General features: G+C 36.6%; 9 protein-coding genes. 1 reads left to right on the forward strand and 8 read right to left on the reverse strand.

Going from position 1 to position 15370, the window contains the following annotated elements:
- Positions 1-300 precede the first annotated feature (300 nt).
- The 4 genes from ACQKCJ_RS18635 to ACQKCJ_RS18650 all read right to left on the reverse strand — a co-directional run bounded on the left by ACQKCJ_RS18635 (position 301) and on the right by ACQKCJ_RS18650 (position 6650).
- Positions 301-1806 carry a TolC family protein gene (locus tag ACQKCJ_RS18635; RefSeq protein WP_427402641.1) on the reverse strand — a complete coding sequence of 502 codons (1506 nt, stop codon included), beginning with the start codon at positions 1804-1806 and terminating at the stop codon, positions 301-303.
- 9 nt (positions 1807-1815) lie between these two features.
- Positions 1816-4929, reverse strand: coding sequence for an efflux RND transporter permease subunit (locus ACQKCJ_RS18640; protein ID WP_271336820.1), 3114 nt, complete (start codon positions 4927-4929; stop codon positions 1816-1818).
- Between the two features lie 25 nt (positions 4930-4954).
- The gene (locus ACQKCJ_RS18645; RefSeq protein ID WP_427402642.1) at positions 4955-6061 is read right to left on the reverse strand and encodes an efflux RND transporter periplasmic adaptor subunit; all 1107 of its coding nucleotides are present in this window, start codon (positions 6059-6061) and stop codon (positions 4955-4957) included.
- A gap of 226 nt (positions 6062-6287) precedes the next feature.
- Complete coding sequence (locus ACQKCJ_RS18650; RefSeq protein ID WP_427402643.1) at positions 6288-6650, reverse strand: hypothetical protein; 363 nt, start codon at positions 6648-6650, stop codon at positions 6288-6290.
- A gap of 423 nt (positions 6651-7073) precedes the next feature.
- On the opposite strand from ACQKCJ_RS18650, the gene ACQKCJ_RS18655 reads away from it, so the two are divergent.
- The gene (locus ACQKCJ_RS18655) at positions 7074-8102 is read left to right on the forward strand and encodes a rod shape-determining protein (RefSeq protein WP_427402644.1); all 1029 of its coding nucleotides are present in this window, start codon (positions 7074-7076) and stop codon (positions 8100-8102) included.
- Positions 8103-8249: 147 nt separating this feature from the next.
- Here ACQKCJ_RS18655 and ACQKCJ_RS18660 read toward each other — a convergent pair whose 3' ends face one another.
- The 4 genes from ACQKCJ_RS18660 to ACQKCJ_RS18675 form a co-directional block, all read right to left on the reverse strand.
- A complete protein-coding gene (locus tag ACQKCJ_RS18660) occupies positions 8250-8915 on the reverse strand; it encodes an outer membrane beta-barrel protein (protein ID WP_427402645.1) in 666 nt (221 codons plus the stop codon).
- Between the two features lie 15 nt (positions 8916-8930).
- Entirely contained in the window at positions 8931-10223 is a 1293-nt protein-coding gene (locus ACQKCJ_RS18665; RefSeq protein WP_271336826.1) for a TolC family protein, read from the reverse strand.
- A complete protein-coding gene (locus ACQKCJ_RS18670; protein WP_271336827.1) occupies positions 10220-13348 on the reverse strand; it encodes an efflux RND transporter permease subunit in 3129 nt (1042 codons plus the stop codon). Before ACQKCJ_RS18670 ends, ACQKCJ_RS18665 begins: the two co-directional genes overlap by 4 nt.
- Positions 13349-13462: 114 nt before the next feature.
- Positions 13463-14635: an efflux RND transporter periplasmic adaptor subunit gene (locus ACQKCJ_RS18675; protein ID WP_427402646.1), complete on the reverse strand. Its 1173-nt coding sequence runs from the start codon at positions 14633-14635 to the stop codon at positions 13463-13465.
- Positions 14636-15370 lie beyond the last annotated feature (735 nt).

Raw genomic sequence — 15370 nt, forward strand, 5'->3', positions numbered from 1 at the left:
GAAATCATTCAACAAGTAGTAATACATTGTGGTGGGGATCCTAGTAAATTAGAAACATTCAATACATGAAAGAAAGTTCCTTACACTCTTGGTTTTGAACTTTGACAAAGATGATCATACTCTCAATTTTTGTCATTTCCGAAGAAGCGATTCCACTAGTATTTCCGTTTGGATATGAACCAATATTTTTCGGTTTTCCTGTAAAAAAACAAAAAGAGGAACTCTCAGGGTATTGAGAGTTCCTCTTTTATAACTTCAAATTTAATTAAAAAAAAGTGCTTTTGAAGCAATCTTAATCGTTTAATTTATTCCTCCTCCTAAAGCTTTGTACAGTAAAACCTGCGAGTCGGCATTCTTTAATTGTATCTCAACAAAATCAAGTTCAGCCTGAAGTTTGTTTTTCTGGGCACTAATTATTTCGAGATAATTGGCGTAACCGCTCAAATACAAATCATTTGAAACATTTACTGCTATTTCAAGATGTTCGATCTCTTTTGATTTATGCGCTAATACATTCTGAAATGCTTCTGTTCGATGCAACAAAGCACTTAGTTCATTATAAGCAATTGTGATCGTATTTTGATACTGAAGAAATGTAATCTGCTGTTTTTTGTTAGCGATAAAAAACTCTTGTTTGATTTGTCCTTTGTTAAAAATTGGTGCAGAAAGACCTCCAAGCATTTGCCAGGCGAGCGATTTGGGTTCAAAAAAGGTAGAAAAAGAAAAAGAGTTAAGTCCGCCGTAAGCTCCAAGATTCAGACTTGGGAAAAAAGCAGCACGCGCCGCTTTGGCATCTGCATTTGTGGCCGATAATTCAAAATAAGCTTCAGACACATCAGGCCTGTTATGGATGATGGAATCTACACTAATTTTTTGATTTAATACTTCGAGATGTCCTGATAAAAAATCAGTACTTCTTTCGATAGTACCGCCATATTCTCCCAGAAGGTTCAATAAAGCTTTTTCAGTCTGGTCTATGCTCAGGTACAATTGATCAGCTTCGGCAAGGATATTATTATTTTGCGCATTAAATTGCTGTACGGCTAATTCTGTTGCTTTACCAACTGATCTTTGGGCCGAAATAATATCAAGGGCGTGTTGCTGGGTGACTAGGTTTTTTTTATAAATAATCGCCTGCTTATCGAGCGCAACAAGTTTATAGTAAAGCTCTGCAATGTCTGTTAAGAGTTTGGTTTGCAATAACCTCATTCCTTCTTTTGATGCAAAATACCTCTGACGTGCTGCTTTTTTGCGGTTGCTTAATTTTCCCCATATATCCGCTTCCCAGGATACTTTTCCTGCCAGAAATAAGTTTGGGGTTACATCTGTGGCAATCCTTTGTTTATCGGTTATATTTTGCGAAAGATTGGTATCAAAATTTCCTACGCCATCCATTGTATATTTACCATAACGTGTTCCTGACAAATCTGCCTGAATGTCAAATGAAGGTAATAAAGCAAGTTTAGCCACTTTTAGATGTGAATTGGCAATTGCTATTCTTTCCTGCATGATGAGATAGTCAGGATTTTGAGCAACGGCTTTATCGAGTAATTTTTTTAATTTGGGATCTTTAAAATAGGTATCTGTTTTTAAAGGAATAAAGGCTTCAAGACTGTCTGCTGTTTTTTTATTTTTGGCATCAAAGTTTGCAGGCAGTGCTTTTGCCTTTTGCTGTTCTGCCACTTTAGGGGCAGAACAGGCTAATAAAAGCATGAAGGATGTTAGTATTAAAAAATAATTTAAGTTCTCTTTAGTACGTACCAAAGGTCTTATCATTGTGAGGGATCTATTGATTGAATTTTTCATTGTTTATGTTTATTTTTTCATAGCTTTTTCCATTTTAGCAAACAGGATATAAAGTCCCGGGATAATAATAAGCCCAAAAACAGTTCCTATGAACATTCCTCCGGCTGCGGCGGTACCAATAGAACGGTTACCAATTGCACCTGCTCCTGAAGCGATACACAAAGGAATAAGCCCGGAGATAAAAGCAAATGAAGTCATTAAAATAGGTCTGAAACGAAGTCTCGCGCCTTCTATTGCAGCCTCAGTAATGCCTTGACCTTCTTTGTTCTGAGCCATTGCAAACTCAACAATAAGAATTGCATTTTTGGCCAGCAGTCCTATAAGCATTACCAGTGCGACCTGAGCATAAATATTATTGTCTAATCCCACGATGACAAGGGCGAGATAAGAACCAAAAACACCCACAGGAAGAGATAAAAGTACAGGAAACGGAAGTAATAAACTTTCGTATTGGGCGGCAAGCAATAAGTAGACAAAAAGCAGACACAATGCAAAAATGTATATGGTCTGGTTTCCTGACAGAATTTCTTCGCGTGTCATACCGGACCATTCGAGTTCGAACTTATTTGGGAGTTTTTCTGCGGCAAGTTTCTCAACAGCTGCAATGGCATCTCCTGAGCTATAACCTGCAGCCGGTTCACCATTAATCATGGCAGACATGTACATATTATAACGAGTAAGCACTTCAGGACCATAAACGCGTTCGAGTTTTACGAAGGTCGAGAACGGAACCATTTCTCCGGAATCATTTTTAAGATACATGTCCAGGATACTTTCGGGATTTTTTCGAAACTGAGGACTCGCTTGCACCATTACTTTATACATTTGAGAAAAACGGATAAAGTTTGTCGCATAAAAGGAACCTAACATAGTTTGTAAAGTTGACATGGCATTGTCTACAGAAATTCCTTTTTTGGCGGCCTGATCATAATCAATATGTATGAGATATTGAGGAAAAGTGGCATCAAAACTTGTAAATGAGTTTTGTATTTCCGGAGACGCATTTAATTCTTTTATAAAGTTTCTCGTTACCTCATCTGTGTTACTGATTGGACCACCTGATTTATCAAGCAAACGCAATTCAAAACCACTGGTATTACCAAATCCGGGAACTGTAGGAGGGGCAAAAACCTCGATCTGCGCATCAGAAATTCCTTTTGTTTTCTGGGTTAGTTTGGTAATGAATTCATTTACAGATATATTTCTGTCACTCCAGTCTTTCAGGTTGATCATTCCCATACCATAAGAAGCTCCTGCAATTTCTGTTACAATGCTGTAACCGGCAAGTGTTGTGACATTATCTACACCTTCGATTTCTTTTGCAATACGTGTTACCTCATCAAGTACTTTTTCTGTACGTTCTACTGTTGCGCCTTGCGGAGTAGTAACATTCACATAGACCATTCCCTGATCTTCTGACGGGATAAATCCTGAAGGCAAAAATACAGATGTTCCCCAGGTAAGCGCGCAGAATAAAACCAAAAGACCTATGGTTATAGAACTGCGATCTGCAAATTTTGAAAGTACTCTGATGTATTGTGAAGTGATTTTGTCGAACCATTTATTAAATCGGGCAAAGAAACGATCCAATAGAGACGTTTTCGGTTTATTAGGATCATGCGGCCTAAGCATTATGGCACATAAAGCAGGGGTAAGAGTAAGGGCATTAATACCAGAAATTACAATACTAATCGCCATTGTCAGCGAAAATTGCCTATAGAAAACCCCAACTGGACCGCTCAGGAAAGCTACAGGTATAAATACGGCAGCCATAACAATGGTAATTGCAATAACAGCACCCGTGATTTCTTTCATGGCGCTTATGGTGGCCGGCAACGGATCCATATGTTCTTCGGTAATTTTAACGTGAACGGCTTCAACTACCACGATGGCATTGTCGACGACGATTCCTATCGATAGTACCAAGGCAAAAAGTGTCAAAAGGTTGATAGAAAATCCCATCATTGACATAAAAGTAAAAGAACCAATTAATGCCACAGGTACGGCCAATACAGGAATAAGCGTAGAACGCCAGTCTTGCAGGAATATAAAAACCACAAAGGCTACAAGAATAAAAGCTTCTATAAGTGTTTTTAAAACTTCGTCGATAGAAGCATCAAGAAAACGGGATACATCATAAGCAATATTATAATTCATTCCCGGAGGAAAAGAAGTTCCTTTTAGTTCTGCCATTTTCGCTTTTACGCTTGCAATTACTTCAGAGGCATTAGAGCCCGGGCGCTGTTTTAGCATGATCGAAGCAGAAGGTTTTCCGTCAGTTTTTGAAACCATTCCGTAACTCATAGATCCTAATTCGATCTTTGAGATATCTTTTAATTTTAAAACCGTACCATCTGAATTTGCTCTAAGTGGTATTTCTTCATACTGTTTTGGCTCATAGAATTTTCCGCCATATTTGATTACATATTGCAGCTGACTGTCCAATTGTCCTGATCCTTCACCCACTTTACCGGGAGCAGCAGAGATGTTTTGCTTTTGCAGTGAACTTATAACTTCATTTGCAGAGATATTATACGAAAGCATTTTTTGAGGATCAAGCCATACCCTCATCGAGTACTCTTTTTGTCCCATTATTTCGGCACGTCCTACACCATCAATACGCTTTAGTTCCTGAAGAATGTTGATATCTGTGAAATTAAAAATAAACTGTTCGTCCTGAATGTCATCCGTACTGGTAATATTCAGGTACATCAACATACTGTTTACTTCTTTTTCTGTAGTTACTCCGGCCCGAATCACTTCTTCGGGAAGTTCATCGAGTATGGTCGTTACCCTGTTTTGTACGTTTACCGCAGCCAGATCAGGATCAGTTCCTACTTCAAAAAACACCTGTATAAGGGTGAGACCATCATTTGATGTTACAGTAGACATATACGTCATTCCCGGCACACCGTTTATGGCGCGCTCTAGAGGTAATGCAACGGCATTGACGGATACTTCGGCATTGGCTCCGGTATATTTTGCTGTTACGGTTACTGACGGGGGAACAATATCCGGAAATTGTGTTATAGGCAATTGGAACAAGGCTAATATTCCGAGGAGAACTATCATAACCGAAATGATTAATGATAATATTTTTCTCCTGATAAATAACTCTATCATTTTATATCTTTTTAATTGTAATTAATTACAAGCTTACGCTTTGCATTTGTTTCATGTTTATTTTGTCGCCGTCTCTTAGTGATTGTGTTCCTTCCTGAACAATAAGGTCATCTTTTTTCAAACCTTTGTTTAGAATGTAGACATCATCAAGAGTGCTTGCAATGGTTATATTGGTCATCTTTACGATGCCTTCTTTGTTGACAACGAAGACAAATTGCTTGTCCTGAATAGAAAAAACAGCTTTGTGAGGTATTAAAACAACATTAGTTCTTGGTTCTGAAATAATTAAATTTCCGGATGTTCCGTGTTTTATAAATCCTTGTGGATTACTGAATTTAGCTTTGTATTGAATAGAACCGGTTTGTCTGTCAATATCTCCATCGGCAGTTTTCAGTTCTCCTTTATGATCGTATACTTTTCCGTTTGGCAATACCAGTTTGATATCTCCATTGGTATTAAGGCTTTTGTCTGCCATCATTTCGAAATAAGTATTTTCAGGGATAGAGAAATAGGCATATACATCGTCTAGCTGCGAAAGTGTTGTAAGGAGCGAACCGTTTTCGACAAGACTTCCTTCCTTAAACGGAATACGGTCTATTGTTCCTTCGAAAGGAGCACGTATTGTAGTAAAACTTATTTGCTGATTGATCGATTTTTTTTCTGCGGCAGCATGAGCCACTTTAGCTGATGCGGCATCGTGTTTTGCTTTGGATAATTCTAATTCCTGACTCGCAATTACTTTTTTATTGTACAGCGTTTGTGCCTGTTCAAGTTCTACAGTTGCAATTCGAAGATCGGCCATTGTGTTTTTATACACTGCCTGAGCTTTTAGAAGCTGTATTTGGAGTTCTGCGTCGCTGATTTTAAAAAGAAGTTGCCCTTTTTTTACTTTTTGACCTTCGCTGATAAAAACTTTATCCAGCAATCCCGGTATGCGCACATGGATTTCGACATTGTTTTTTGCATGAACATCAGCAACAAACTTGTTTGAAACTATAGTGTCTGTTAAGGTAATTTTATATACTGGCAGTGTTTTTATATTGTCGGAATCTTTTTTTGTTTTATCCCCGCAAGAGATTAGAACTAAGAATGATAAACTGTACAAGAGACTTTGATTTTTACTAATGATCATAATTGATTTTTAAAATTTTATATAAATATATCGCCTCCCTTATAATGATTTACAGGGAGTCGTAGTGAACTGAATTTTGAAAATGGAAAGCGCGCCGGATGCTGCCTTTACAGGCAGTACGGTTCTTGAAAACTATTTTTAGAGCTTACATATTCTTTAAAAATAAAGGACATAAAATGCCATTACAGAAAGGATTCTATAGCTAAAAACAGGAAATAATAAAATTCTAGAAAAGTTGATACAGATGGAGGTGGGTGTGTTGCTGACACTGGTATATTGAGGTAATACCGTAGATCAGACCATTTTTTAAGATCTTAAAGTGAACTAACTTGTTGTTGTAAAAGTTTTTTAAGATGCAGCTTACTGAGCTTCCATTACGATTTTTAAGGTTTTTCTTTACTACAAAATGAATGTCCAGATCGCTGGATAATGAGATTGTAGAAGATTCTACCTGAGGAATATCAGAAGCCATAAAAAGATCCTGTGACTGATTGTAATGCAGTTCAGAAGGATATTGATAATATTCTATGCAGCCAACAAATGTAAGCACGAATACTAAAATAAGAGATATGAACTTAAGATGTTTCATAGTTGAACGGGCATTCTTTGCTTTTGGATATCTAAATAGATGTGCTTATAGGTAATATGGCGCCAAATATAGTAATTTGGGAATTGAATGTTTATTAAATTTTCTTTAAAAAATCACAATTAGAAAGATGATAATATTAAATTAACTTATTTATAGCATCTTAACGTTTTCTTTAATTTTGATAGTTTTCTCTTTTTGTAGTCCAATTTTTTAGTTCATAGGATAATTTTTTATTTTTTATTGGTTCTCTATATTTTAGGCTTCAAATTTTATGCAGTACAATTTTGTTTGGCAGGCAAGTATATGTAGGAATTTTAATTTTCTAATATGTTAAAGAATATCTTAAATATAATATTGTGTGCCTGTATTTTATAATACAGAGAATAAAACAGTTATAATGACGTTCTTAAACAAAACGATATTATGGGTTTATTTGATTTTATGATGGCGGAGATAGCGATGGATTTGGGTACTGCTAACACTTTAATAATATATGACGGAAAGATAGTAGTAGACAGCCCTTCGATCGTCGCAAGAGATATTAGAAACGGAAAAATTATTGCGGTAGGCAAAGAGGCAAGTTTAATGCAGGGAAAAACGCATGAAAATATAAAAACAATCCGACCGCTTAAAGATGGGGTTATTGCAGATTTTGATGCTTCGGAGAAAATGATCAGCTGGTTTATAAAAAACATACCTGAATTAAAGAAGAACTTTTTTACTCCCGCATTGCGAATGGTAGTCTGTATTCCAAGTGGTATTACTGAGGTAGAAATGAGAGCCGTAAAGGAATCTTGCGAACGGGTAAACGGGAAAGAAGTCTTTTTAATTCATGAACCTATGGCGGCTGCGATTGGGATTGGTCTGGATGTAATGCTGCCTAAAGGAAATCTTATTGTTGATATTGGCGGGGGAACTACAGAAATTGCAGTGATTGCGCTTGGCGGAATAATTTGCGATAAGTCGATAAAAATTGCAGGTGATGTTTTTACTAATGATATTTTGTATTACATGAGAACGCAGCACAATTTGTATATTGGAGATGCTTCTGCAGAGATGATAAAGATTCAGGTTGGTTCTGCAATGGAAGAACTGGAACACGCCCCTGATGACATGACGGTTCGCGGAAGGGATTTGCTTACCGGAAAACCTAAAGAGATTAAGGTTACTTACAGAGAAATTGCAAGAGCGCTGGATAAGTCAATACAAAGAATTGAAGATGCTATTATGGTAACGCTTTCTTTGACGCCACCGGAATTATCAGCGGATATTTATAATACGGGATTGTATCTCGCAGGCGGAGGAGCAATGTTACGAGGCCTTGACAAAAGATTATCACAAAAAACAGATTTACCGGTTTATATTGCCGAAGATCCTTTAAGGGCTGTAGTTGTTGGTACTGGAATTGTCCTGAAAAATATAGCGAAGTATAAAAGTGTACTGATAAAATAAATGCAAGTGTATGAGTTTTAAAAAAAACACTGCCTGCATATAAATTGAACACGAATTTCAAGAATTTTCACAAACTGGGTTAATCCACAGTAAATTAGTGATAATTAGTGAAATTCGTGTTTAATTTATACTCATTGGCAAAAGCAATCAATTATCCTTAAACCTGTATCCGAGTGTAACAGAGAAGCTTTCATTATAAATTTTCCATTGTTGTTGGGTATCGGCATTTTCTAGTATGGGGACAAAGCCGCGAATAAATCTTCCTCCAATAGTGACTCCGTTTGATAATTCATAATTAATACCAGTTACAAATCCGGCATCCATTTTCTGGCTGTAATTTTCTGAAGCTGTGCCATTGCCATAAATAGATTTATCGGTATAGGTATTTCCATCGGCATCTTTATACTGTACCGACGCATTTAATAACAATCCTAGATAAGGTCCTGCATAAATTTGTAACCCTCTGTAATAAAAAGTGGGGCTAACGGGAAAGATATCAATATACTGACGTTTAAATTTGCTTGAAAACTCAGGATTTATCCCATCATCAATTTTGATTGTCATCAATTGCCGACTATAGAATAGTTCATGTTTTAAACCAAAATATTTGGATGTTTTATTATCGATTGTAATTCCTATAATCTGTCCTGTTATACTTTTTTGAGAACCATTACTGGATAAATTATCTATATTTTTCCCCGTCAAAGAAGTTCGGTTAATACCGCCACTTATTCCAAAAGTTAACCCTTCTTGTTGCGCGCTGATTTTTAGTATAAAAAAGAGCATAAAGCAGATTGTATATGTGTTTTTCATTATTTCTATATTTTTCTAAAAATTAATATCCCAAATTCCAGCTGTTTTTTCGAGTTCAACCAGTGCAGCAGCATAATTGTAGAGAGTTTCATAATAATTAAGTTGTGTTTCATTATAAGTTCGTTGGGCATTTAAAACTTCGAGTAAACTGGTTTCTCCACGTTTGTAACTGTATATTTTTCCATCAAGGAGGCGTTGCGCATCGGCCAGTAAGCCGGTATTAAATTGTCGGACTTGTTTTTGTGTAGTGAGATAATTTAACCATGCCTTTCGAACTTCTGTCTGAATCTGCAATTCAGTTTGTTGGTACAAAATCTCGGCTTGTTGTACCGTATATTCGGCTGCTTTTAATTCTCCTTTATTCCGATTAGAAAATTTAAGAGGAATAGAAATACCGGCAGAAACTGCATTCGTAGATGGAGTAGGAGCTACAACATTAGTAACTACAGAAGTACTTTCAACACCCATATTTACGCCGAGGTCCAGCATTCTGTTTGCTTTAGTTAGTTTTAAAACATCCTGCGATACGTTTTTGTTTTTAAGTGCTGCCAATAGATCAGTTCGATTGTTTTTGGCAGAAATAATAAGCTCGTTCAAATTAAATAAGCGATCAAAATTTGTTAAATCCCCAATGGGAGAATACAGCGTGTCTGCTTTTTGATTCCCCGTCAAAGTAGCAAGTTCGAGTAAAGCAGTTTTCCAATCCGCTTCACTTTGGTACACATCATTAAGCATAGTATGGGCTTCGAGTTTACTTTGGCGCGCATCTATTTCGGCTATACTTCCCAACTTAAATCGAATACTATCTGCTACAGCAATGTTTTTAAGAATAGTATAGGAGTTTAATTGCACCTTGAATATTTCTTTTTGTTTTAAGCTGGTTAAGTATTCTAAAGTAGCATCGGCACGCAGGTTACGAAAATAATCTTCCAGTAAAGCTTTGGTCAGTTCGTTGGTACTTTTTGCAACGTTTATTCGGGCTTTGCGTTTTCCGCCCAGTTCTAATGTCCAAGTTATTTCAGTGGAAAAGCCATAACCCATTTGCATTCTTCGCTGCCCGTTATCACTAGCGCCTATGGCCAGTTCAGGATCAGGGAATACTTTTGAGGCCTCGATATTCGCTTCGGCAATATTGACATTAAATTTTTCGGCAGCATATCCTAAATTGTTTTTATTTACTAAGGATAAGAACTCGGGATAATTCATTTTTACTCGTATAAATGTGGTGTCAATCTGAGCATTTGACACAGTCGAAATAGTGAGTAATACCGAAAGTATCACCCATTTGGTTTTTATATTTTTAATCATAATATATTATTTTTCTGATTGTCGATTTTATTTTCTAATACTTCGTTTTCCTGACCAAATTTCTTCTCGATGAGGTAATAAAGAGCGGGTAAAACAAATAGTGTCAGGATTGTAGAGAATAATAATCCGTATACAATTACGGTTGCCAAAGGTCTTTGTACATCACTGCCGATGCCTGTTGCTAATGATGCAGGTAATAATCCTAATACGGCAACAGTTGCTGTCATCAATACGGGACGAAAGCGTTGTTTTGCTCCATTTGTTACGGCGATGAGTAAAGCCATTCCGTTTTTTCGAAGCTGATTGATGTGTGAAATCATAATAACCCCATTTTGGATTGCAACGCCAAACAAAGCAATAAAACCAACTGCCGATGATACATTAAGGGTCATACCTCGAATATTAAGTGCTAACATTCCGCCAAATAATGCCAAAGGAACAATACTCATTAGCAATCCTGCCTGACGAAATTTCCCAAAAGCCCCATACAATAACACAAACATTAAGGCAAGTGCCAGCGGTACAATAACTGCCAGATGACTGTAAGCTCGTTCCTGATTTTCAAATTGTCCGCCCCATTTTATTTTATAGTGTTCGTGATCATATTTTACATTCTTTTCGATTTTATCTTGTGCTTCGCTGAGGAAAGAACTTAAATCGGCACCTCTTAAGTTCACCCGAACCGTAAGATGACGTTTGTTCATTTCTCTGGCAATAGTACTTTCTCCTGTATTGAGTTTGATATCGCATACCTGAGATAACGGAATTTTAATACCCTCGGAATTCGTCAACATCAGGTTTCCAATTTTTTCAGGAGTGTTCCGGCTTTCTTCATTGTAGCGTGTGATGATATCGTAGACTTTATTGCCTACAAAAATCTGAGAAACCGCTTTTCCGCCCATTGCTACTTCTATTAATTCTGATACATCGTCTACATTCAATCCGTATTGTGCGATTTTCTGGCGATCGGCAATAACTTGTATTTGCGGTAAAGGAGGTTCCTGATCGATAGCAAGGTCAACGGCCCCTTTTACACTTTCCAGCGTTTTGATGACATCTTCGGCAATTCGACGGGTTTCTTTATAATCTTCCCCGTATATTTTTACCACCAATTCGCTGTGTGCTCCGGAGATTTTATCCATTACACCATCAATCATAGGTTGCGAGAAACCAACATTGTATCCTGGCATAGCCGCATATTCAGCAGCAAGCTCTTTGATTAAATCTGCTTTGGTTTTACCTGATTTCCATTCCCTATAAGGTTTTAATCCAATACTGCATTCGAAATGAGAAGGTGTCCAGGCATCAGTTCCATCATCATTGCGTCCTGATTGTACCATCATATAAGTCACTTCTTCATGTTTTAAAGTCCTATGACGAAGTGTATCACTCATTTCTTTTGATTTCTCTAAAGTTATCCCCGGCGGCAACGAAACCTGTAACCAGACGGAACCTTCATCGAGTGGCGGTAAAAAATCTTTTCCTACCATTACGGTAAGAATAAAGGCAAGAGTCAGTACTGCAATCAAAGGAGCAAAAACTTTTTTTGGAGCCTGCATTATTTTTAAAATTCCGTTGTGATAAGAAACGGTAAGTTTATCCAGCCATTTATTATGATACATTTTTTGTGGCTTACGATAGATAAAATAAGCCAGTCCCGGAATTAGTAGTAATGCAGCCAATAAAGCACCAAAAAGGGCGTAGCCAACGGTAAATGCCATGGGTGTAAATAACTTTTTCTCTACCCGCTCAAAAGCAAACAATGGCAGGTAAGCTGTTATGATAATCAAGGTGGCAAAAAAGATAGGCCGCGCAACGCTTTTTACACTAAAGGCTACGCTTTTTTCGGTGAGTTCTTCCTTTTCATTGTCTTCCCGTTTTTTCAGGATGGTTTCCATCATTACAATAGCTCCATCTACAATAATTCCAAAGTCAATAGCTCCAAGTGAAAGCAAGTTGGCGGGAATATTGGTAAGTTTCATAAGGATAAAAGCAATTAAAAGCGAAATAGGGATTGTAATTGCAACTAATAATGCACCTCTCCAGCTGCCTAGAAAAATAATTAATACGATGATTACCAAAGCCATTCCTTCTAATAAAGTATGAGAAACGGTGGTAAGTGTAGTATCTACTAAATCAGTTCTGTCTAAAAAGGCATGAATCTGAACCCCTTCAGGAAGATAATTTTTGTTTAAATCATCAACAGCTTCGTTTACACCTTTCAGCACTACTGATGGATTTTGGTTTTTTAGCAAAAGCACAATCCCTTCGATATTATCCGAATAATCTGCACCGCGTTTGTCTGTATATCCCAAGGCGCCTTTACGCTCCAGATTGCCGTATTTTAATTTCCCCAGATCATTTAAATAAACAGGAACACCATTTACTGATTTTACTACAATACGACCGATATCGTCCAGATTTTTTACTAAACCAATTCCGCGTACTACATACGACTGATCACCACGATCGATGACACTTCCGCCAACATTGGCATTGTTTTTTTCGATAGTTTCCGTTATTTCACTTAGCGATAAACCGTATTGTTCTATTTTTCGAGGATCCAATTCAATTTGATATTGAGTTGTGATCCCTCCAAAATTAGTAACATCGGCAATGCCTGAAACCTGTTTTATTCTTGGAATAATAGTATATTCTTGTAACTCGCTTAATTCACGTAAGTCATGGCTTTTACTTTCAATGATGTAACGATATATTTCTCCTGTAGGAGAGGTAAGCGGGTCTAAACCAGGCTTTGCTCCATAAGGTAATTCGACATCGTTCAAACGTTCCTGAATTCTGGTTCGGGCGAAGTAATCCTCGATTCCATCATCAAAAACGATAGTTACCATAGATAGGCCAAAAGTGCTTTTGCTTCGCATCACATGCATGCCCGGTAAACCATTTATAGCGCGTTCTATTGGAATCGTGATTTGTTGTTCTATCTCTTCCGCAGCTAAACCCGGGACCTGTGTGACTACTTGCGAGGTTACATCGCCAATATCCGGGTAAGCTTCTACAGAGAGCTTTGTCCAGGAATAGTAGCCAAATAGGGATAGAAGTAAAAACAAAGCCAGAATGAGCCAGCGTTTTGCTATTGTTGTTTCAAATATATTTTTTTTCATACGAGTGTTTGTTAAGTTGCTAAGGTTCTAAGTTGTTGATTTGCTGAGTTGCTAAGTTTTTGAGACTGTGACTGAGCACTGAACACTGAGCACTGCGACTGAATACTTTTTAGTCTATTTCGCTTCCAGCAGATAAAAAGCACCTTCGCTTATGATGGTTTCATTTGGTTGTAATCCGGATAAGATTGCTATTTTTCCTTTGTCAGAAATTCCTGTTTCGACATAACGTCTCATATATTTTCCTTTTGCAATCTGAACAAAAACAAAGCTTTTGTCATTAAACTGTAATACAGCTTTAGCAGGAACAAAGAGCGTATTCACGGGTGTGTCGATAAATTTTACGGTTACATACATTCCCGGTTTCAGGGTGTGATCATTATTAATACATTCGATTAAAACCTGTACGCTTCGGGTAGCTTCGTCCACAATTTCTTCTACATGGTATACCTTTCCTGTAATTTTTTTATTAGGGTAAGAAGCGACCTGAATTTCTGCACCATCTAATTCGTGAATAAAACGGATGTCTTTTTCTTTAACCTGACCCACAACCCAAACTTTTTTTAAATTGGCGACTTTAGCTTTCGGGGCATCATCATCTTTTATGTATTGTCCCATTACGACTTCATTTGTTATAATTTCTCCGGCAATAGGAGAGGTGATTACAAGTGATTGACCAAAAACAAGTTTATCGATATTGACTCCAAATATTTTTAAGCTTGCTATCGCATTTTGATATTCTTTTTCACTCACCTCAAAATTTGTTTCTGCTTCTTCAAGATCTTTTTGAGAACCAACACCATTGGTCTTTAAATCCTGTTGGCGTTTTAATGAAAGTTTAGCAATTTGATAAGCAGATTTTGACTGAAAAAAGTTTTTTTGAGCATCAATAAAATCGGGGGAAACCATCTCAAAAAGAGGCGTTCCGGGTTGTGTTTTCATTCCCAGTTTTAAATAAATTTTTGTAACCCTGCCGGAAAATGGAGGCGCGATTTCGGCATAAGAATTTGGAATTGCTTTTACTGTTCCGGCTGTTATTAATTCTAATTGAAAGGGTTCGTTTTTAACAGTTTCTAGTTTTATTTTAGGAGCAATTATCGAGGTTACAGGAATAGTAATGGTATCTTTTTGTAAAGAAAAATTTTCAGTTCCTTTTGTTTCCGTTTTGTTGCCACAAGCTGTAAAAGCGGTTGCAGTAATTAAGATTAATAAAATTTTTTGGTATCCAAATTTTAGATTTTGGATTTTTGTTCTCTGTATTCTACAGCTGGTTTTTCTTTTATTTGTCATAATAGTATTGATTTAAATAATATGTTCTGCGATTGTTGTTATTAGGCAATAACAAGACTATATCTTATAAAATGCTGAGGTACAAGTCTCATTAAGGATTGAATTTTGTGGTTTTTTCTGCTAATATTTAATCAGCATTTCGTTTGTGGAGGAATTTAAAAAAAGGATTTCGACATGATTTTTTTTGGTTTTAATTCGCTGCTGCGAAAAAGTCAATGACATGTCTGCAGAAGTGAAATTTATATTTTTTGTTTACCGGGAAGAGGAGGGATATCCATTTTTTTAATTTTTTGTTTCGTAAAATATTTTCCGTTTATGATGGTGCAAAAATAGAACAAGCCCCGAAGAGGAGCCATTAGAGATGTTTTAGAAAAAAATTAGAATTTTATTAGAGACCGATATAATCCATTCAGAAATTTCCGATACGTTTAAAGTAAATTGGAATAATAGTAATGTTTATGTTTTTAAGTTATTGATTCCAAAGTCCCGGCGGGACAATATGTTTATAGCATTTTTTTGCCCATTTAAAGTGTTAGGGAATATATATATGATAATGTGCGGAATTTGTGGTAAAAAAAATGGCAACAATTCTTTTGATCAATGGAGAAAAAAATATCTAACAGGTTTTAGAAACCTGTTAGCATAGCGTAATAAATATTACAGAATAAATTCGTGAAAATTCGAGGAATTTGTGGCTAAAAAAATGAAAACAATTCTTTTGACCAATGGAGAAAA

This window comes from Flavobacterium sp. NPDC079362, assembly GCF_050267765.1.
In the GTDB taxonomy this organism is placed as follows: Bacteria; Bacteroidota; Bacteroidia; order Flavobacteriales; family Flavobacteriaceae; genus Flavobacterium; species Flavobacterium azizsancarii.

Excerpts from the sequence above, each read along its gene's own strand:
- ACQKCJ_RS18635 (WP_427402641.1), bottom strand. The coding sequence starts at position 1,806 with ATGAAAAATTCAATCAATAGATCCCTCACAATGATAAGACCTTTGGTA.
- ACQKCJ_RS18640 (WP_271336820.1), bottom strand. The coding sequence starts at position 4,929 with ATGATAGAGTTATTTATCAGGAGAAAAATATTATCATTAATCATTTCG.
- ACQKCJ_RS18645 (WP_427402642.1), bottom strand. The coding sequence starts at position 6,061 with ATGATCATTAGTAAAAATCAAAGTCTCTTGTACAGTTTATCATTCTTA.
- ACQKCJ_RS18650 (WP_427402643.1), bottom strand. The coding sequence starts at position 6,650 with ATGAAACATCTTAAGTTCATATCTCTTATTTTAGTATTCGTGCTTACA.
- ACQKCJ_RS18655 (WP_427402644.1), top strand. The coding sequence starts at position 7,074 with ATGGGTTTATTTGATTTTATGATGGCGGAGATAGCGATGGATTTGGGT.
- ACQKCJ_RS18660 (WP_427402645.1), bottom strand. The coding sequence starts at position 8,915 with ATGAAAAACACATATACAATCTGCTTTATGCTCTTTTTTATACTAAAA.
- ACQKCJ_RS18665 (WP_271336826.1), bottom strand. The coding sequence starts at position 10,223 with ATGATTAAAAATATAAAAACCAAATGGGTGATACTTTCGGTATTACTC.
- ACQKCJ_RS18670 (WP_271336827.1), bottom strand. The coding sequence starts at position 13,348 with ATGAAAAAAAATATATTTGAAACAACAATAGCAAAACGCTGGCTCATT.
- ACQKCJ_RS18675 (WP_427402646.1), bottom strand. The coding sequence starts at position 14,635 with ATGACAAATAAAAGAAAAACCAGCTGTAGAATACAGAGAACAAAAATC.